Below are 19,975 nucleotides of genomic sequence, written 5' to 3'. Positions count from 1 at the left end.
ACGCTCTCCGACTCGTCCCTGACCTGTACTGAGGCTGTGCCATGACGCGACTCCCCTTTCGATCTTGAACGAAGACCGGGGAAGCGTCCCAGCGCCGCGTTACGGCCCTGCGATTACTCGTGTATCTCACACGTTTCTACGATCTGGGCATTACGGCGGAGGCACGGCCGACTCCCTCCAGGGGCGCTGGGGGACTGCGATCAGCCACAACGAACCGCACGGGCACCTGGACGTGCACCCAAAAAAACCGAGGGACCGCACCTCGAAAGGTACGGCCCCTCAGTTGTCGGCTAAGCCCAGCGGCTAGCGATCAGCTCTGGCCTCCGGCCAGCTTCTCGCGCAGCGCGGCCAGCGCCTCGTCCGAGGCCAGCGCACCGGAGGTGTCGGCGCCCTCGGAGGAGTACGAACCGCCACCCGCGGCCGGAGCGGCACCCGCGGCGTCGCCACCCTCGGCAGCGGCGGCAGCGTCGGCCTCGCGGCTCTTGATGACCTGCTGCTGGTGCTGCTCGAAGCGCTGCTGCGCCTCGGCGTACTGGTGCTCCCACGCCTCGCGCTGGGTCTCGTAGCCCTCGAGCCAGTCGTTGGTCTCGGGGTCGAAGCCCTCGGGGTAGATGTAGTTGCCCTGGTCGTCGTAGGACGCGGCCATGCCGTACAGGGTCGGGTCGAACTCGACCGTGGCCGGGTCGGCACCGAAGGCCTCGTTGGCCTGCTTCAGCGAGAGGCTGATGCGGCGGCGCTCCAGGTCGATGTCGATGACCTTGACGAAGATCTCGTCGTTGACCTGGACGACCTGCTCCGGGATCTCCACGTGGCGCTCGGCCAGCTCGGAGATGTGCACCAGACCCTCGATGCCCTCGTCCACGCGGACGAACGCACCGAACGGAACCAGCTTCGTGACCTTGCCGGGCACGACCTGGCCGATCTGGTGGGTGCGGGCGAACTGCTGCCACGGGTCTTCCTGGGTCGCCTTCAGCGACAGGGAGACGCGCTCGCGGTCCATGTCGACGTCGAGGACCTCGACGGTGACCTCCTGGCCGACCTCGACGACCTCGGAGGGGTGGTCGATGTGCTTCCAGGACAGCTCGGAGACGTGGACCAGACCGTCGACGCCACCCAGGTCCACGAAGGCACCGAAGTTGACGATCGAGGAGACCACACCGGAGCGGACCTGACCCTTCTGGAGGGTCGTGAGGAACGTCTGGCGGACCTCGGACTGGGTCTGCTCCAGCCAGGCACGGCGGGACAGGACCACGTTGTTGCGGTTCTTGTCCAGCTCGATGATCTTCGCCTCGAGCTCCTTGCCCACGTAGGGCTGGAGGTCGCGGACGCGGCGCATCTCGACCAGGGAGGCCGGGAGGAAGCCGCGGAGGCCGATGTCGAGGATGAGACCACCCTTGACGACCTCGATGACGGTACCGGTGACGATGCCGTCCTCTTCCTTGATCTTCTCGATGGTGCCCCAGGCACGCTCGTACTGGGCGCGCTTCTTCGAGAGGATCAGGCGGCCTTCCTTGTCCTCCTTCTGGAGGACGAGGGCCTCGATCTCGTCACCGACGGCGACGACCTCGTTCGGGTCGACGTCGTGCTTGATCGAGAGCTCGCGGCTCGGGATGACACCTTCGGTCTTGTAACCGATGTCGAGCAGGACCTCGTCCCGGTCGACCTTCACGATGACGCCGTCGACGATGTCGCCGTCGTTGAAGTACTTGATCGTCTCGTCGATCGCGGCGAGGAAGGCTTCCTCGTTACCGATGTCGTTGACCGCTACCTGCGGGGTGGTGGCGGTGGTCTCGGTGCTGCTCGTCATGTGGGAAAGGGCTCCGGTACGGACATTGAAGTCGTAGGTACTGCTTACGCCGGGAGCCCGTTTCGCTCTGATGAAGCCGGACAGCCAAGGAAGCGCCACACAAAACCACTGGTGGCGCCTCGACAACCGAGGGGACATACAACAGATGCGAGCGCAGCCTGCTACGTCTGAGGTGCGCAGGCCCGCAGCGCAACTTGTAGCATACGGGGGCAGCCGGGCAGGGTCAATGCGCGAAGGCGCACACCCGGGGCGGATCGCCGCATACCCGGCACAAGAAACGTCCCACCAGGCCACGGACGCCTGTGAGACCCCCTCCGTGACACACCGCCGACGGGTTGCACGGAAGAGTACGACGAGGGAGCCGATCATCCAAGAGCCCGATTCGTTCGACCTGGAAGCGGCCGGCTCGACGGCCGGCGCCGAGGCCGAACCGGAAGCCACCCGGCGTGCCGCCGGGGTCGCGGAGAGCAGCCGGGCCAACCGGGGCTGGTGGGACCGCAACGCCGACGAGTACCAGGTCGAGCACGGCACGTTCCTCGGCGACGACCGTTTCGTGTGGGGTCCCGAGGGCCTCGACGAGGTGGAGGCGGAGCTGCTCGGCCCGCCGGAGGAGCTCAAGGGCAAGGACGTCCTGGAGATCGGCGCCGGCGCGGCCCAGTGCGCTCGCTGGCTGGCCGCCCAGGGTGCCCGGCCGGTCGCCCTGGACCTCTCGCACCGCCAGCTCCAGCACGCGCTGCGCATCGGCGGATCGTTTCCCCTGGTCTGCGCGGACGCGGGCGCGCTGCCCTTCGCGGACGCCTCCTTCGACCTGGTGTGCTCGGCGTACGGGGCGCTTCCCTTCGTCGCCGACCCGCGTCTGGTGCTGCGCGAGGCGCGCCGCGTGCTGCGGCCGGGCGGGCGGTTCGTCTTCTCGGTGACCCACCCGATCCGCTGGGCGTTCCCGGACGAGCCCGGCCCCGAGGGGCTCTCGGTCTCGGCCTCCTACTTCGACCGGACGCCGTACGTCGAGCAGGACGAGGACGGCCGCGCGGTGTACGTCGAGCACCACCGCACGCTCGGCGACCGGGTCCGGGACATCGCCTCCTCGGGTTTCCGGCTCGTCGACCTGGTGGAGCCGGAGTGGCCGGCCTGGAACACCTCCGAATGGGGCGGCTGGTCCCCGCTGCGGGGCAATCTGATCCCCGGGACGGCCATCTTCGTGTGCGAGCGGGACTGAGCGCACCGGTGGGCGCACGCGCGCGTGCGGGGCGTTTGCGGGGGCGTACGACACTAGGGACGTGATCCGTTACGACGCCCTGGACGCGCTGCCCGTGCGGCAGGCCCTGCCCGGCCTGCACGACGCCCTGGAGGGGCACGGCACCGCCGTCCTGGTGGCACCGCCCGGCACCGGCAAGACGACGCTGGTGCCGCTGGCGCTGGCCGGGCTGCTGGGCGAGGGGCCCGCGCGCCGGGTCGTCGTGGCCGAGCCGCGCCGGATCGCCGCCCGCGCGGCGGCCCGCCGGATGGCCTGGCTGCTCGGCGAGCAGGTCGGGCGGAGCGTCGGCTACACCGTGCGCGGCGAGCGGGTCGTGGGTCTCCACACGCGCGTGGAGGTCGTCACGACCGGTGTGCTGTTGCAGCGCCTGCAGCGCGACCAGGAACTGTCCGGCGTCGACGTCGTCGTCCTGGACGAGTGCCACGAGCGCCATCTGGACGCCGACACGGTGGCGGCCTTCCTCTGGGACGTGCGGGAGACCCTGCGGCCGGAGCTGCGCCTGGTGGCCGCGTCGGCCACGACGGACGCGCAGGGGTGGGCACGGCTGCTGGGCGGGGCGCCGGTCGTCGAGGCGGCCGGTGTCTCGTACCCGGTGGAGGTGGTGTGGGCGCCACCGGCCCGGCCGGTCCGGCCGCCGCACGGGATGCGGGTCGACCCGGCGCTGCTCGCGCACGTGGGGTCGGTGGTGCGCCGGGCCCTTTCCGAGCGCGACGGGGACGTGCTGTGTTTTCTGCCAGGCGTCGGCGAGATCGCGCGCGTGGCGGGCCGGCTGGGTGACCTGGGGGATGTGGAGGTGCTCCAGGTGCACGGCAGGGCACCGGCCGCCGTCCAGGACGCCGTGCTGGCGCCCGGGGCGCGGCGCCGGGTGGTGCTGGCCACGGCGGTCGCCGAGTCCTCGCTCACCGTCCCCGGCGTCCGGGTGGTCGTCGATGCGGGGCTCGCGCGGGAGCCGCGGGTGGACCACGCGCGCGGGCTGAGCGCGCTGGCGACGGTACGGGCGTCGCGCGCGGCCGGGCGGCAGCGGGCGGGGCGGGCCGGGCGGGAGGCGCCGGGGGCGGTGTACCGCTGCTGGTCGGAGGCCGAGGACGTCCGTCTGACCGCCTTTCCGACCCCGGAGATCAAAGTGGCCGACCTGACCGCGTTCGCCCTCCAGGCGGCCTGCTGGGGCGATCCGGGGGCCACCGGACTGGCGCTCCTGGACCCGCCGCCGGCCGGGGCGATGGCGGCGGCGCGGGAGGTGCTGACGGCGATCGGCGCGGTCGACTCCGCCGGCCGGGCGACGGAACGTGGGGTGCGGCTGGCCCGGCTGGGGGTGCATCCGCGGCTGGGGCGGGCACTGCTGGACACCCCGGGCGGGGGCGCCGAGGTGGTCGCGCTGCTGAGCGAGGAGCCGCCGCGGGAGTACGGGGACGACCTGGCGGCCGCGCTGCGCGCCGCCCGGCGGGGCGGTGACGCCTACGCCGGACGCTGGCTCGCGGAGGTGCGGCGGCTGCGGACGGACGGCGAGAGTGCCTCGGGGGACGGTGTGGAGGACCGCACGGTGGGTCGCGTCGCCGCGCTCGCCTTCCCCGAGCGCGTCGCCAGGGCCGACGGCGGGTCGTATCTGATGGCCTCCGGCACCCGGGCCGAGCTCGGTGACGGCAGCCCGCTGCGCGGCGCGCCGTGGCTCGCGGTGGCCGTGGCGGACCGCCCGGTCGGCAGCGGACACGCGCGCGTGCGGCTCGCCGCGGTGGTGGACGAGGACACGGCCAGGTCGGCGGCGGCCCCGCTGCACGCGGAGGACCAGGAGGTCCGTTGGGCCGACGGGGACGTCGTCGCGCGGCGGGTGGAGCGGCTGGGCGCGATCGAGCTCGCGGTGCGGCCGCTGCGGGACGCCGACCCGGCCCTCGTACGCGAGGCGCTCCTGGAAGGGCTGCGGCGCGAAGGGCCCGGCCTGTTGCGGTGGACGCCCGACGCCGTCGTGCTGCGGCAGCGGCTCGCGTTTCTCCGGCTGCGCCTCGGGGAGCCCTGGCCCGACGTCTGCGACGACGCGCTGCACGCGCGCGTGGACGAATGGCTGGAGCCGGAGCTCGGCCGCGCCCGCCGGCGGGCCGATCTCGGGCGGATCGACGCCGGGGAGGCGCTGAAGCGGCTGCTGCCGTGGGCGGGCGGGGAGGCCGGGCGGCTGGACGAGCTGGCGCCCGAGCGGATCGCCGTACCGAGCGGGTCGCGGATCCGGGTCGACTACGGGAATCCCGAACAGCCGGTGCTCGCCGTGAAGTTGCAGGAGATGTTCGGCCTGCAGGAGTCGCCCTCGGTGGCCGGGGTTCCGGTGCTGGTGCATCTGCTGTCGCCGGCCGGCCGCCCCGCCGCGGTCACCGCCGACCTCGCCTCCTTCTGGCAGGACGGCTACAAGGGTGTGCGGGCCGAGCTGCGCGGGCGGTATCCGAAGCATCCCTGGCCCGAGGATCCCGCCACGGCCGAGCCGACCCGGCACACCAACGCACGGCTCAGGCGCTGACCGGTTCCGGGACCGGGGTGCCGGCCGGTGCCGGGTCGTCGGGCCGGCGGCCGCGGGCCTCCAGGCAGAGGGAGAGGGCGAGCAGCGCGACGCCGAGGGACAGGAACCCCCAGGGGAGGTAGGAGGTCAGCATCAGGACGAGGGTGCGGTTGTGCTTGACCAGGGCGACCGTGCTCTCGATGTAGTCCTCGCGCATCTTCACGTCGCCGGCGAAGGCCGTGACCTTGGCGCGGCCGCCCAGCAGGGTGCCGCCGCGCAGCTCCTCCTTGTGGGTCTCCTCGCCGTAGACGGGTGCCCCGGTGGCCGGCTCGACCCAGAACCTGCGGACGGTGGTGTACCAGCGGGTGGTGCCGGTCTTCGCGATGCTCTCCGGGGTGATGCCCTGCACCGGCAGCTTCTTGGGCATGGGGACCTTGGTCCAGGGGATGGTCTGCTCGAAGTAGTAGACCTTGACGCCCCGGAAGGTCTGCGTCCCCTTGTAGTGGATGGGGTTGGTGGTGCGGGTCTGCGCGTCGAAGTACTCGTAGTCGCGTTTCTCGGTCAGGAACGGGAACTTGAACTCGATGCCGTCCCGGGTCACCGGGTCGCCGTCGACCATCTCGCCGGTGGCGTGCACGGGTTCCTGGCTGTGGGCGTCGAAGATGTAGCGCTCGGGGATCTCGGAGACCATCTTGCCGTCGGGTCCCTGGACGTAGGACAGGCCGTCCCAGACGACGACGTCACGGCCCGCCGTCTTCTCGATCCTCTTGGCGGCCGCCACGTCGCCCTTGAGGGTCTGCACGATGGTGACCTGGGGAACCTTCTTCGCCTTCATGGTGCCGTAGTCGAGGAGCGTGGCGTTCTTCGCCACCAGGACCATGTCCTGGTACTGGTTCGCCGGGATCTTGGCGAGCCGCGGGAAGGCGTACCAGCGCAGCAGCGGGGACAGTGCCGCGAAGAACACGGCTAAGGCGAGCAGGACCAGACTGGCCTTGCGGCGCATCTCGGCCTCCCGGGGCGGCGGTTACGGGTGTGCGGGCACCGTCGTGAGCAGCGGCTTCGGGGACGTCCTTCCGTCCGGCGATCCGAGGGCGCCGACCGGCACCACCAGGACGAGCGCGACGGCGAGACCGGTCGCGGCGGCGATCAGGGCACGCATGCGGGACCTCCTCCCGGCCGACGTCTTCCTGATGGGTCATCAGGTCCGGGCACCGTAGCAACGGGAGGGTGAGATGAGAACAGGTCGTACGACGACGAGGGCGCCCTCCCGCGTCGGCGGGAGGGCGCCTTGGTGGTCGTACGGCGGTGGCTCAGGAGGAGGCGGAAGCACTCGGGGAGGCGGAGGCCGACGCGGATGCGGACGCGCTCGGCGAGGCGCTCGGCGACGGGCTCGACGACGGGTCGGCCGCGGCGACCGTCAGCTCCACGGTGAGCGTGGCGCCGCCGGTGGTGGTGATGCGGAGCAGGAACGTGCCGGTGGTGTCGTCCGCGTACAGCTTGGGCAGCGTGAGCCGGCCGTCCGCGTCCGTCTGGAGGTCCGTGAGGGTGCGGACGGCGTTGCCGTTCGCGTCCTTGAAGTACGGGCCCTTGTCGTTCTCGCTCGTGTCGTCCGCCGACTTGATCAGCGTGGCGGTGGCGGCGACCTTGTCGGCGACGGCGCCCTGGTAGGTGGCCTTCGCCTCCACCTGGTCGGCGAACTCGGCGCCCGGGGTGCAGGTCAGCGCGGTGGTGTTGACGAGGGCGAGGGTGTCGGCGGCGCGCGCGGTGACGGTCGCGTCGTAGTCGACGCCCTTGACCGTACGGCCGACCACGCTGGCGCGGACCGTGAAGTCGCCGGTCTTCTCGCCCGCCTGGAGCGTCGGCGCGACGGCGACGCCCTTGCTGTCGGTGACGACCGTGGCGGTGTCCTCGCCGCCGCTGAAGGTCGCGTCCGTGTCCCCGACGATGGTGAAGCGGACCCGGACCTTGGCGACGGTCCGGCCGACCTTGGTCTCCGCGCGCGTGCTGATCTGCTTGCCGAACGCGTCACCGGCCATCGCCGTGAGCGTGGCGGTGCCCGCGTCCTCCAGGTGGTCCACGGTGTCGGTGGCCGTGGGCGGCAGGGTCGGCGTCGTGCTGGGGCCGCTCGGCGTGGGCGGGTGGGGCTTCGGTGTGGTCTGGGTCGGCTTCGTCGTGGAGCCGTTCGAACCGGAACCGGAACCGGAGCCCGAGTCTGAGCCGGTCGAGCCGTCGGTGCGGTGCGAGGGCAGTGTCCCCGTGCCGTTCGGGACCGAGTGGGTGCCCTTGCGGTAGAACTCGTACCAGGACAGGACCAGGTTGAGGTAGTCCTGCGAGTTGTTGTAGCTGAGGATCGCGCTGTTCATGTCGTCCTGGACGGACAGGTCCCAGCCGTTGCGGCACAGGTAGTGGCCGGCGGCGAGCGCCGCGTCGTAGACGTTGTTGGGGTCCTTGACGCCGTCGCCGTTGCCGTCGCGGCCCGCCCACGCCCAGGTCGACGGGATGAACTGCATGGGGCCGACGGCCTGGTCGTACTGGCTGTTGCCGTCGTACTTGCCGCCGTCGGTGTCCGGGATGAGCGCGAAGCCGTTGCCGTCGAGCTGCGGGCCGAGGATCCGGTGCAGGGTGTTGCCCTCGGCGTCCACGTCACCGCCACGGGCCTGGCCGGACTCGACCTTGCCGATGGCGGCCAGCAGCTGCCAGGGCAGGTTGCAGCCGGGCTTGGAGCCGCGCAGCTCCGCCTCTGCCCTCTTGTAGGCGTCGAGGACGGTGGCGGGGATGCCCGCCTCGGCCGCTCCCCGGGAGACGGCGGTACCGATGCTCGGCGAGGTGGGTGTGGGGCTCGTGCTGGGGTTCGGGCTGTTCAGCGGCGGCAGGTCCGTGTAGTACGGCGAGTTGCCGGTGGCGCCGTCGGCAGATCCGGCTCCGCCGGGCGTGGAGGTGCTGGCGCCGGCGTTGGCCTGTCTGCCCGTGTCTCCGGACGTGGCGCCCGGTGCCTGGGACGCGGACAGTGCCGCTACCGCCAACGCGGCCGCGGCGGTCGTCGCCGCTCCCTTGCGCAGCCGCCTGCCGAATTGCGCCGCCATAAGGTGAACCCCTCCCATGGACGCCTTCTGAGCGTCCGTCTCCGTCTGTCCGCTCGCCCCTGGTGTGACGGACGATCCGATGCTGTGGTTGCCCCTGTTACCTCTTTCGCGTGGTGAGGTAGCGCACCCGGCCGTGCACGCCGGGGCGGCGACCCAGGCGACCCTACGACAACTTCCCTTCCTCGGACACCCGGTGGTGCCCGATTTTCACCAGTTGGCCATTCCCCGTTGAACGATGGTGGTGTCGCGGATACTTGCCGTACACGATCACTTGTTCGGCGCTCCGGCCGACGACTGCTCCAGGGGGCCCGGATGCCGTTCACTCTCAGCCACGCCGCCGCCGTGCTGCCCGCCGTGCGCGGCGACGGGACCGGGCGCGGGCGGCTGGTGCCGGCGGTGCTCGTCGCGGGGTCCTTCGCGCCCGACCTCACCTACTACGCGGCGAGCGCGGTGCCGGACGCGATGGAGTTCGGCGACTTCACGCACTCCTTCACCGGTGTCCTCACCGTCGACGTGCTGTTCGCCTGGGCGCTGGTCGCGCTGTGGCTGCTGGTCCGGGAACCCCTCGTGGCCCTCGTGCCCCGAGTCCGGCAGGGGCGGGTTGCCGCGCTGCTGCGCTGCGGGGCGCCACGCGCGCGTGCCGGGCTCTCCGCGGCCGCCCGGTGGTACGTCTCCGCCGTGCTCGGCGGGCTCACGCACGTGGTGTGGGACGCCTTCACGCACCACGGCCGCTGGGGGACCCGGCTGATCCCGGCCATCGGTCACGACGTCGCGGGCATGCCGCTGTACACCCTGCTCCAGTACGGCAGTTCGGTGGCCGGCGCGGCCGTGCTCGCCGTGTTCGCGGTCCGCGCGGTACGGCGGGCGCCGGACGGGGAGCCGGTGGGGGTGCCGCTGCTGTCGGTACGGGACCGGTGGTGGGCCGGCGCCGGAATCGCCGGCTGTGCCCTGCTGGCGGCGGTGCAGCGGGCGGTGCGGTGGTGGGAGTACTGGGGGGCGGTGGCGAAGCCCTGGGAGCTGCTGCCGACGGTGCTCTTCGGAACGGGCGCGGGGCTGCTGCTCGGGGTGCTGGGGTACGCCGTGGCGGTCAGGGTGTGGCGTCCGGCTCCGGTGGCCGACGGTGTGCGGCGGAGCGCCCCGGCCGTTCGGTGAGGCTCGCCACGAACACGGTCATGGTGCGGGGGCGGCGGGGGCCGGGGAGCACGGCGAGGAGCAGCGCGAGGTAGCTGCGGGCGAGGTCGAACCACTGGCGCAGGTCGGGCCGGGCGCGGAGCTTGCGCCGGAGGCGGGTGACGGCGCGGCGCGCGGTGACGGCGAGGTCGACGGGGATGCGGGCGGAACTGGCGCCGGCCGCCAGGGCCGGGGCCGACGGGGACGCCGTGACCTGAGCGGAGGCGGAGGCGGAACCGGCCTTGGCCGGGGGTCTGCTCTGGGGCGTCCGGCGGTGAACCATACGTATACCCATGGCCGCATCCTTGCCGGTGGCGGAGGCCGAGGCGTTCTGACGGGGTCCACGCGAGTGACGTACCCGCACCCCCCTTTTACTCCTCCAGAGCGCTCCTCTTCGTTTCTCCGCCGCAACGGCGAGCCACCGCAGCGGCGCTTTCCGGCGGTGCCGAACCGGGCGCATCCCGTGGGTTCGGCACCGCCGAGAGCCGCCGCCGTGGCTGAGCACCGTTGCGGCGGAAAAAAAGGGGGGGGAGCGGCAAGGAAAGGGGAACGGCCGGCAAGAGGGAGCGGCGGAGCAGGAGCTGGAAAAAGGGGGAGGCGCCGCTCCGCCGGGATCGGGAAGCGGCGCCTTCTGTCGGAAGCAGCGCCCCCAGCAGGGGAGCGCCGCCTTCCGCCGGGAGTGGCGCCCCATGCCGGGAGCGGTGCCCTCCGTCGGGAGCAGCACCCCCAGCAGGGGAGCGGCGCCTTTCATCGGGAGCAGCACCCCCAGCAGGGGAGCGGCGCCTTTCATCGGGAGCAGCACCCCCAGCAGGGGAGCGGCGCCTTTCGTCGGGAGTGGCGCCCCATGCCGGGGAGCGGCGCCTTTCGTCGGGAGTGGCGCCCCATGCCGGGGAGCGGTCTGCCGGGAAACGGTGCCTTTCGTCGGGAGTGGCGGTCCCTGCCGGCGAGGGGTGCCACTTCGTCGGAGGGCGGTGTCTTCTGTCGGGCGTCTGGGAAGCGTGCCCTCTGTCGGCGCTCGCCGTAGGCGTCAGTGTGCTGCCGATTCCCAGTCCGGGCCGACGCCCACCGAGACGTCCAGGGGGGCGCGGAGGTGGACGGCGTTGGACATCTGGTCGCGGAGGACGGCTTCGACCCGGTCCCGCTCGCCGGGGGCGATCTCCAGGACGATTTCGTCGTGGACCTGGAGGAGCATCCGGGACTTCAGCTCCGCCTCGCGGAGGGCGCCGTCCACCCTCAGCATGGCGATCTTGACGATGTCCGCCGCCGTGCCCTGGATGGGCGCGTTGAGCGCCATCCGCTCGGCCGCCTCCCGGCGCTGCCGGTTGTCGCTGTTGAGGTCGGGGAGATAGCGGCGGCGCCCGAAGAGCGTCGCCGTGTAGCCGGTGGCGCGCGCCTCCTCGACGACGCGGCGCAGATAGTCGCGGACCCCGCCGAACCGCTCGAAGTACGTGTCCATCAGGGCCCGGGCCTCGCCCGCGTCGATGTTCAGCTGCTGGGAGAGGCCGAAGGCGGAGAGACCGTACGCGAGGCCGTACGACATCGCCTTGATCTTGCGGCGCATCTCCGCGTCGACGGCGGACCGGTCGACGGAGAACACCTGCGAGGCGACGGTGGTGTGCAGGTCCTCGCCGGAGGTGAACGCCTCGATCAGGCCCTCGTCCTCGGAGAGGTGGGCCATGACCCGCAGCTCGATCTGGCTGTAGTCCGCGGTCATGAGCGACTCGAAGCCCTCGCCGACGACGAAGCCCCGGCGGATCGCGCGGCCCTCGTCGGTGCGGACCGGGATGTTCTGGAGGTTCGGGTCGGTGGAGGAGAGCCGGCCGGTCGCGGCGACGGTCTGGTTGAACGTGGTGTGGATGCGTCCGTCGGCGGCGACGGTCTTGATCAGGCCCTCGACCGTGACCCGCAGCTTGGCCTGCTCGCGGTGCCGGAGCATGATCACCGGCAGCTCGTTCTCCGTCTGGCCGGCGAGCCAGGCGAGCGCGTCGGCGTCGGTGGTGTAGCCGGTCTTGGTCTTCTTCGTCTTCGGGAGCGCCAGTTCGCCGAAGAGGACCTCCTGGAGCTGCTTGGGCGAGCCCAGGTTGAACTCGTGCCCGGCCGCCGCGTGCGCCTCCTTCACGGCCTGCTGCACCGCGCCCGCGAACATCTGCTCCATCGCTTCCAGGTGCGCGCGGTCGGCGGCGATGCCGTGCCGCTCCAGCCGGGCGAGCAGGGCGGAGGTGGGCAGCTCCATGTCACGGAGCAGGTCCGCGGCGCCGACCTCCTGGAGCCGGGTCTCGAAGGCCTCACCGAGGTCGAGGATCGCGCGGGCCTGGATCATCAGGGCCTCGGCCTCGGCGCCGTCGTCCGCGCCGAACGCCAGCTGCCCGTCGGCCGCGGCGGCCGGGGCCAGCTCGCGGTGCAGGTACTCAAGGGACAGCGCGTCGAGGTCGAAGGAGCGGCGGCCGGGCTTGACCAGGTACGCGGCGAGCGCGGTGTCCATGGTGACGCCGTCGATGGTCCAGCCGTGCTCGGCGAAGACCCGCATGGCGCCCTTGGCGTTGTGGAAGACCTTGGGGCGGGCGGCGTCGGCCAGCCAGGCCGCCCACGCGTTCTCGTCGGCCTCGTCCAGCTCCGCCGGGTCGAACCAGGCCGCCGCTCCCCCGGCCGCGGCCAGCGCCACCTCGGCGACCGAGCCGGTGCCGAGCGCCCAGGTGTCGACCGTGGCGACGCCCAGCGGCCCGGTGCCGTGCTCCGCGAGCCAGCCGGCCAGCTCGCCGGTGCCGAGGACGGTGCCGTCGACCTCCACACCCGCTTCGGCGACCGGCGTGGACTCGGCCTCCTCGGCGCCGGGGTCGACGGCGTAGAGCCGCTCGCGCAGCGACGGGTTGCGGATCTCCAGGGTGTCCAGGATCATCGCGACGCTCTTGCGGTCGTACGGGGCGCGCTCCAGGTCGGCGACCGTCTTCGGCAGCTCCACGCCCCGCTCCAGCTCGGTGAGCCTGCGGTTGAGCTTGACGGACTCCAGGTGGTCGCGGAGGTTCTGGCCGGCCTTGCCCTTGACCTCGTCGACGCGCTCCACCAGTTCGGCGAAGGATCCGAACTGGTTGATCCACTTCGCGGCGGTCTTCTCGCCGACGCCGGGGATGCCGGGGAGGTTGTCGGACGGGTCGCCGCGCAGGGCGGCGAAGTCGGGGTACTGGGCGGGCGTCAAGCCGTACTTCTCGAAGACCTTCTCCGGGGTGAACCGGGTCAGCTCGGAGACGCCCTTGGTCGGGTAGAGGACCGTGGTGTGCTCGCTCACCAGCTGGAAGGAGTCGCGGTCGCCGGTGACGATCAGGACCTCGAAGCCCGCGGCCTCGGCCTGGGTGGCGAGGGTGGCGATGACGTCGTCGGCCTCGAAGCCCTCGACGGCGAAGCGCTGCGCGTGCATGGCGTCGAGCAGCTCGCCGATCAGCTCGACCTGGCCCTTGAACTCGTCCGGGGTCTTGGAGCGGTTCGCCTTGTACTCGGTGAACTCCTCGGAGCGCCAGGTCTTGCGGGAGACGTCGAACGCCACCGCGAAGTGCGTGGGCGCCTCGTCACGCAGGGTGTTGGCCAGCATCGACGCGAAGCCGTAGATCGCGTTGGTCGGCTGGCCCGTCGCGGTCGTGAAGTTCTCCGCGGGCAGCGCGAAGAACGCGCGGTACGCCAGCGAGTGCCCGTCCATGAGCATCAGCCGGGGACGGGGGCCGCCGGGGGTCTTGTCGGTCTGCTTCGCTGCTGTCTCTGCCACGCCCCCGATCCTGCCACGCCGCACTGACAGTGAGGGCCGACGGCCGGGAGTGCGGTGAGCTCGGCACCGCCGGACGGCGCCGTCGTGGCTGATCGCCGCGGCGGCGGAGAAACCCGGCGGCGGCTCCGGAGCGGGGAAAGAGCGGAGAGGGAGGGCAGGACGGTACCGCGGAAGCTGAAGGAGAACCGGCCGATCACCCCCTGCCGGACGCCGAACCGCGGCCCGTCGAGCGACAGCACTCCCTCGGTGACCGCAGGAAGAGGCGGGCCGGCGGCCGCACGTCGGCCGTGGGGACGCGGGGCCGGGCGGGGTGCCGGGAGAGCGCGGCTCCGTCAGGCGCCCTGGGTGACCGCAGGAAGAGGCGGGCCGGCGGCCGCACGTCGGCCGTGGGGACGCGGGACCGGGCGGGGTGCCGGGAGAGCGCGGCTCCGTCAGGCGCCCCCGGTGACCGCAGGAAGACGCGGGCCGGCGGCCGCGCGTCGGCCGTGGGGACGCGGGACCGGGCGGGGTGCCGGGAGAGCGCGGCTCCGTCAGGCGCCCTGGGTGACCCCAGGAAGAGGCGAGCCGTCGGCCGTGGGGACGCGGGACCGGGCGGGGTGCCGGGAGAGCGCGGGTTTCTCAGGCATTGGTTCCGCTTCCGTCGGGCAGCCCGTACTCGATCGTCGTCGGTGGCGCGTGCGAGGATCGGGGGCACTGTTGTGCCGGCGTAGAGGGAGAGCGTGCGATGGCGACGAAGCCGCCCAAGGAGGACCCGGTCCAGGACGCGCCGCAGGTCGCGGAGCCGAAGCACGCGGCCGCGGGGCTGCCCGCCATCGGCCACACGCTGCGCATGGCCCAGCAGCAGATGGGCGTGAAGCGCACCGCGCTGACGCTGCTGCGGGTGAACCAGAAGGACGGCTTCGACTGCCCCGGCTGCGCCTGGCCGGAGCCCGACCACCGGCACACGGCCGAGTTCTGCGAGAACGGCGCCAAGGCGGTGGCCGAGGAGGCCACCCTGCGCCGGGTGACCCCCGAGTTCTTCGCCGCGCACTCGGTCGCCGACCTGCACCACCGCAGCGGTTACTGGCTCGGCCAGCAAGGGCGGCTGACCCACCCCATGTATCTCGCCGAGGGCGCCGAGCACTACGAGCCGGTCGACTGGGAGCGTGCCTTCGACATCATCGGCGAGGAGATCTCGGCCCTCTCCTCCCCCGACGAGGCGGTCTTCTACACCTCGGGGCGGACCAGCAACGAGGCCGCGTTCCTGTACCAGCTGTTCGCGCGCGAGCTGGGCACCAACAACCTGCCGGACTGCTCCAACATGTGCCACGAGTCCTCGGGCTCGGCGCTGAGCGAGACCATCGGCATCGGCAAGGGCAGCGTGCACCTCGAGGACCTGTACAAGGCCGACCTGATCATCGTCGCCGGGCAGAACCCGGGCACCAACCACCCCCGGATGCTCTCCGCGCTGGAGAAGGCCAAGGCCAACGGCGCGAAGATCATCAGCGTGAACCCGCTCCCGGAGGCCGGTCTGGAGCGGTTCAAGAACCCGCAGACCCCGCAGGGCATGGTCAAGGGCGCCGCCCTCACCGACCTGTTCCTGCAGATCCGCATCGGCGGCGACCAGGCCCTGTTCCGGCTCCTCAACAAGCTCGTCCTGGAGACCGAGGGCGCGGTCGACGAGGAGTTCGTACGCGAACACACCCACGGGTACGAGGAGTTCGCGACGGCGGCCCGCGCCGCCGACTGGCACGAGACGCTCACCGCCACCGGACTCACCCGCGAGGAGATCGAGAAGACCCTCGCCATGGTGCTCGCCTCCGAGCGCACCATCGTCTGCTGGGCCATGGGGCTCACCCAGCACAAGCACTCGGTGCCGACGATCCGGGAGGTCGTCAACTTCCTTCTGCTGCGCGGCAACATCGGCCGCCCGGGCGCGGGCGTGTGCCCGGTCCGCGGTCATTCGAACGTGCAGGGCGACCGCACGATGGGCATCTTCGAACGGCCGGCCCCGGCCTTTTTGGACGCCCTGGAGAAGGAGTTCGGCTTCGCGCCGCCGCGCGAGCACGGCTTCGACGTCGTCCGGGCCATCCGTGCGCTGCGCGACGGCGAGGCGAAGGTCTTCTTCGCGATGGGCGGCAACTTCGTCTCCGCGACACCCGACACGGAGGTCACCGAGGCGGCGGTGCGCCGGGCCCGGCTGACCGTGCACGTGTCGACGAAGCTCAACCGCTCGCACGTCGTCACGGGCGCGCGGGCGCTGATCCTGCCGACGCTCGGCCGCACCGAGCGCGATCTCCAGGGCGGCGGCGAGCAGTTCGTCACCGTCGAGGACTCCATGGGCATGGTGCACGCCTCGCGCGGCCGCCTGGAGCCCGCGAGCCCGCAGCTGCTGTCGGAGCCGGCCATCGTGTGCCGGCTGGCCCGCCGGGTGCTCGGCGACAACAGCCGTACGCCGTGGGAGGAGTTCGAGAAGGACTACGCGACGGTCCGGGACCGTATCGCGCGCGTGATCCCCGGCTTCGACGACTTCAACGCGCGCGTGGCGCACCCGGGCGGCTTCGCGCTCCCGCACGCCCCGCGGGACGAACGGCGCTTCCCGACGGCCACCGGCAAGGCGAACTTCACGGCGGCGCCGGTCGAGTATCCCGAACTGCCCGAGGGGCGGCTGCTGCTGCAGACGCTGCGCTCGCACGACCAGTACAACACCACGATCTACGGCCTGGACGACCGCTACCGGGGCATCAAGAACGGCCGCCGGGTGGTCCTGGTGAACCCGGAGGACGCGCGACTGCTGGGCGTCGCCGACGGGTCGTACGTGGACCTGGTCGGCGAGTGGAAGGACGGCGTGGAGCGCCGGGCGCCGGGCTTCCGGGTGGTGCACTACCCGACCTCCCGCGGCTGCGCGGCCGCGTACTACCCGGAGACCAACGTGCTGGTGCCGCTCGACTCGACGGCGGACATCAGCAACACCCCGGCCAGCAAGTCCGTGGTGATCCGGCTGGAGGCGGGCGCGCAGCAGCCGACGGCCGCCGTCTGAGCGCCCGCTCAGTGCGTCTGGAAGAATCGGCGGCCGACTGAGCGTTTGCTCAGCCGAGAGAGACAGCGCACGACGAACGGAGCCGGCCCATGGGCGAGCAGCAGCACGTGAAGTTCCCGCAGGAGGTCATCGACGAGTACGCCTCGCTCGGCGTCGACCTGCGGGCCCTGTTCTCGGCGGGCCACCTCGGCAACCGGATGGGCGTGCAGATCGTGGAGGCCTCGGCGGAACGGGTCGTGGGCACCATGCCGGTGGAGGGCAACACCCAGCCGTACGGGCTGCTGCACGGCGGTGCCAGCGCGGTGCTGGCGGAGACCCTGGGCTCGGTCGGTTCGATGCTGCACGGCGGCAGTTCGAAGATCGCGGTCGGTGTCGACCTGAACTGCACGCACCACCGCGGCGCCCGCTCCGGCCTCGTCACCGGCGTGGCCACGCCGGTGCACCGGGGGCGTTCGACGGCGACGTACGAGATCGTGATCAGCGACGAGGAGGGGCGGCGGGTGTGCAGCGCGCGGCTGACCTGCCTGCTGCGTGACGTGCGCCCGGGCGACGAGGTCCACCTCCAGCAGGGCGCCGGCGCCTGAGAGGCGAGTCCGCGGGTCTGCGAAGGGCCTCGGCACAGCGTGCCGAGGCCGGCACCCGGTAAGAGAACCCCCCGGGAGACCGGTCGGCGGCACCGTGGCCCGCACGCAGGGAAATGCGAAAAAGTTCCGAAGGCTTGACTTTCTTTCCCCGACGTAACTCTACGTAATACGCGTGTAATCCACATTCGCTGTTCCACCCCAGTTCCCGGGGCGCGCCACGTCTCCCGCCCGCCTCGAAAGTCGCCCACAGCAACGGTCGCGCGTAATGCCCAAAACCGTCGAGACGCCTGAACCGATCACGCCGGGTCCTGCAGGTTCTCAGAATGCGGACGGGGCGAATCGGGCTCAATTCCTGCTTTCCCCCCACCCTGTACCGCTCTGCATTACCTCGTGTCATAACAAGAGCGTCACAGCCTTGGTCAAGCACTCCTCCACGTTCCTCACCCGCGCTTAGAGTCACGGCCAGTCACCGCTCCATGGGGAGTTCGGTACCGGCGCGGCATTCGTCGTTCCCTGCTCGGGGACGCGCTGCCCGCGGAAAGGATCGATTGTGCGACAGCGTTCTCTGGTGATTCTTACCTCCGTCCTGACCACCGGAGCCCTGACCCTCACCGCCTGCGGCTCCCGCGACGACAACAGCAAGAGCGGCGACAGCGGCAACGTGACGGTCACGATCGGCGTCGACGCCCCGCTGACCGGCCAGAACTCCGCCACGGGTCTCGGTATCCAGTACGGCGCGCAGATCGCCGTCGACGACGCCAACAAGAACAAGACCGTCCCGGGCGTCACCTTCAAGATCAAGGCGCTGGACGACAAGGCGATTCCGGCCACCGGCCAGCAGAACGCCACCCAGCTCGTCTCGGACAAGACGGTGCTCGGCGTCGTCGGCCCGCTCAACTCCGGTGTGGCCACGCAGATGCAGCAGGTCTTCGCCACCGCCAACCTGGTGGAGATCTCGCCCTCCAACACCAACCCCGAGCTGACCATGGGCAAGAACTGGCAGACCAGCCCGTCCCGTCCGTTCAAGACGTACTTCCGCACCGCGACCACCGACGCCCTGCAGGGCGCCTACGCGGCGGACTACGCCTACAACGTCGCCAAGAAGAAGAAGGCCTTCGTCGTCGACGACAAGCAGACCTACGGCGCCGGCCTGTCGAAGATCTTCTCGGAGCAGTTCGCCAAGCAGGGCGGCAAGGTCATCGGCACCGACCACGTCAACACCGGCGACCGTGACTTCTCGACCCTGGTCACCAAGATCAAGAACTCGGGCGCCGACATCCTCTACTACGGCGGCCAGTACGACGAGTCCGAGGTGCTGACCAAGCAGCTCAAGGACGCGGGCGCCAACATCCCGCTGTTCGGCGGCGACGGCATGTTCACCCCGACCTACATCAAGACCGCCGGCAAGGCCTCCGAGGGCGACCTGGTGACGTCGATCGGTGTCCCGGTCGACACCCTGCCCGCCGCCAAGGACTTCGTGGCCACCTACAAGGCCAAGAAGTACCCCGGTGACTACGGCACCTACGGCTCGTACTCCTACGACGCCACCACCGCGATCATCAAGGCCGTCGGCTCCGTCGTGAAGGACGGCAAGATCCCGGACGACGCCCGCTCCCAGATCGTCAGCGCCGTGCAGAACACCTCCTTCGAGGGCATCTCCGGCAAGATCTCGTTCGACCAGTACGGCGACACGACGAACAAGCAGCTGACCGTCTACAAGGTCGTCAGCGGTGCGTGGAAGTCCGTCCAGAGCGGCGTTGCCACCCCGAAGTAACCAGCCGGAACACATCGCTCCACCAGGGCCGCGCGGCGCAGACCACCGTCACCGCGCGGCCCGCCTTCTACGCCCACCTGACTCTCCCCACCACATGGAGGCCATGCGGTGAACACCCTGCCGCAGCAGCTGGCCAACGGGCTGTTCCTCGGCTCGATGTACGGTCTGATCGCCATCGGCTACACGATGGTGTACGGCATCGTCCAGCTCATCAACTTCGCCCACGGCGAGATCTTCATGACCGGAGGCTTCGGCGCCCTCACGGTCTACCTTCTCCTGCCGGACGGCATATCCATGTGGGTAGCCCTGCCGGCGATGCTCATCGGCGGCGCCCTGGCCTCCGTCCTCATCGCCGTCGGCGCCGAGCGCTTCGCCTACCGGCCACTGCGCGGCGCGCCACGCCTCGCCCCGCTGATCACCGCGATCGGTCTGTCGCTCGCACTGCAGCAGGCGGTCTTCAACTGGTACCACGTCGACGGCGACGCCAAGACCGCCCGGGTCTTCCCCCAACTGCCGTTCGGCCCGCTGCACATCGGCTCCGTGACCGTGCAGAGCGGTGACATCTTCCTGATCATCGCCGCCCCGCTGTGCATGGCGATCCTCGCCCTGTTCGTCCGGCTCTCCCGCACCGGCCGCGCCATGCAGGCCACCGCCCAGGACCCGGACACCGCCCAGCTGATGGGCATCGACACCAACCGCATCATCGTCATCGCCTTCGCGATCGGCGGCTTCTTCGCGGCCGTCGCCGGTGTGTCGTACGGCCTCAAGTACGGCTCCGTCTCCTACGACATGGGCTTCATCGCCGGCCTGAAGGCGTTCACCGCGGCCGTCCTCGGCGGCATCGGCAACATCTACGGCGCCATGCTCGGCGGTCTCGTCCTCGGTATCGCCGAGGCCATGGCCACCGCCTACATCGCCAACATCCCCGGCATGCAGCAACTCGGCGGTGGCGGCTGGGCCTCGGTGTGGGCCTTCGTCCTGCTGATCCTCGTACTCCTCTTCAGACCACAGGGTCTGCTCGGCGAACGCGTCGCGGACAGGGCGTGAGCA

General features: G+C 71.3%; 13 protein-coding genes. 7 read left to right on the top strand and 6 right to left on the bottom strand.

Annotation, left to right across the window (positions count from 1 at the left end; all coding sequences use genetic code 11):
• Positions 1–310: 310 nt before the first annotated feature.
• Positions 311–1,807 (bottom strand): 30S ribosomal protein S1, encoded by a 1,497-nt coding sequence (gene rpsA / locus ACZ63F_RS11695; protein ID WP_046729628.1) that lies wholly within the window; start codon positions 1,805–1,807, stop codon positions 311–313.
• A gap of 226 nt (positions 1,808–2,033) precedes the next feature.
• Between rpsA and ACZ63F_RS11690 the strand changes: the two genes are divergently transcribed.
• Entirely contained in the window at positions 2,034–3,023 is a 990-nt protein-coding gene (locus tag ACZ63F_RS11690) for a methyltransferase domain-containing protein (protein WP_469710245.1), read from the top strand.
• A gap of 61 nt (positions 3,024–3,084) precedes the next feature.
• Positions 3,085–5,562, top strand: a complete 2,478-nt coding sequence (hrpB, locus tag ACZ63F_RS11685; RefSeq protein WP_469710244.1) for an ATP-dependent helicase HrpB — start codon at positions 3,085–3,087, stop codon at positions 5,560–5,562.
• Here the strand turns inward: hrpB and pgfA are convergent.
• The 3 genes from pgfA to ACZ63F_RS11670 form a co-directional block, all read right to left on the bottom strand.
• Positions 5,552–6,544, bottom strand: coding sequence for a cell envelope lipid trafficking protein PgfA (gene pgfA, locus ACZ63F_RS11680; protein ID WP_469710243.1), 993 nt, complete (start codon positions 6,542–6,544; stop codon positions 5,552–5,554). The genes hrpB and pgfA overlap by 11 nt on opposite strands.
• A 21-nt stretch (positions 6,545–6,565) precedes the next feature.
• Entirely contained in the window at positions 6,566–6,700 is a 135-nt protein-coding gene (locus tag ACZ63F_RS11675; protein WP_469710242.1) for an SPW_0924 family protein, read from the bottom strand.
• 151 nt (positions 6,701–6,851) lie between these two features.
• Entirely contained in the window at positions 6,852–8,624 is a 1,773-nt protein-coding gene (locus tag ACZ63F_RS11670; protein ID WP_469710241.1) for a lytic transglycosylase domain-containing protein, read from the bottom strand.
• Positions 8,625–8,936: 312 nt separating this feature from the next.
• Between ACZ63F_RS11670 and ACZ63F_RS11665 the strand changes: the two genes are divergently transcribed.
• The gene (locus ACZ63F_RS11665; RefSeq protein WP_469710240.1) at positions 8,937–9,776 is read left to right on the top strand and encodes a DUF4184 family protein; all 840 of its coding nucleotides are present in this window, start codon (positions 8,937–8,939) and stop codon (positions 9,774–9,776) included.
• Here ACZ63F_RS11665 and ACZ63F_RS11660 read toward each other — a convergent pair.
• Together ACZ63F_RS11660 and polA are read right to left on the bottom strand one after the other, a co-directional pair.
• Positions 9,712–10,089 carry a hypothetical protein gene (locus tag ACZ63F_RS11660; protein ID WP_469710239.1) on the bottom strand — a complete coding sequence of 126 codons (378 nt, stop codon included), beginning with the start codon at positions 10,087–10,089 and terminating at the stop codon, positions 9,712–9,714. The two genes, ACZ63F_RS11665 and ACZ63F_RS11660, sit on opposite strands and share 65 nt — an antisense overlap.
• 732 nt (positions 10,090–10,821) lie before the next feature.
• Positions 10,822–13,548, bottom strand: coding sequence for a DNA polymerase I (gene polA, locus ACZ63F_RS11655; protein WP_469710238.1), 2,727 nt, complete (start codon positions 13,546–13,548; stop codon positions 10,822–10,824).
• 724 nt (positions 13,549–14,272) lie between these two features.
• On the opposite strand from polA, the gene ACZ63F_RS11650 reads away from it, so the two are divergent.
• The 4 genes from ACZ63F_RS11650 (at position 14,273) to ACZ63F_RS11635 (ending at position 19,972) form a co-directional block, all read left to right on the top strand.
• On the top strand, positions 14,273–16,567 hold the full coding sequence (locus ACZ63F_RS11650) for an FdhF/YdeP family oxidoreductase (protein WP_469710237.1): 2,295 nt from the start codon (positions 14,273–14,275) through the stop codon (positions 16,565–16,567).
• A gap of 89 nt (positions 16,568–16,656) precedes the next feature.
• Complete coding sequence (locus ACZ63F_RS11645) at positions 16,657–17,151, top strand: PaaI family thioesterase (protein WP_351958338.1); 495 nt, start codon at positions 16,657–16,659, stop codon at positions 17,149–17,151.
• Between the two features lie 565 nt (positions 17,152–17,716).
• Positions 17,717–18,925 carry a branched-chain amino acid ABC transporter substrate-binding protein gene (locus tag ACZ63F_RS11640; RefSeq protein ID WP_352355572.1) on the top strand — a complete coding sequence of 403 codons (1,209 nt, stop codon included), beginning with the start codon at positions 17,717–17,719 and terminating at the stop codon, positions 18,923–18,925.
• 108 nt (positions 18,926–19,033) lie between these two features.
• Positions 19,034–19,972, top strand: a complete 939-nt coding sequence (locus ACZ63F_RS11635) for a branched-chain amino acid ABC transporter permease (RefSeq protein ID WP_352355387.1) — start codon at positions 19,034–19,036, stop codon at positions 19,970–19,972.
• Positions 19,973–19,975: the final 3 nt, after the last annotated feature.

This window comes from Streptomyces sp. NPDC104761 (genome assembly GCF_055583445.1).
This window is presented reverse-complemented; position numbering and strand designations above follow the sequence as displayed.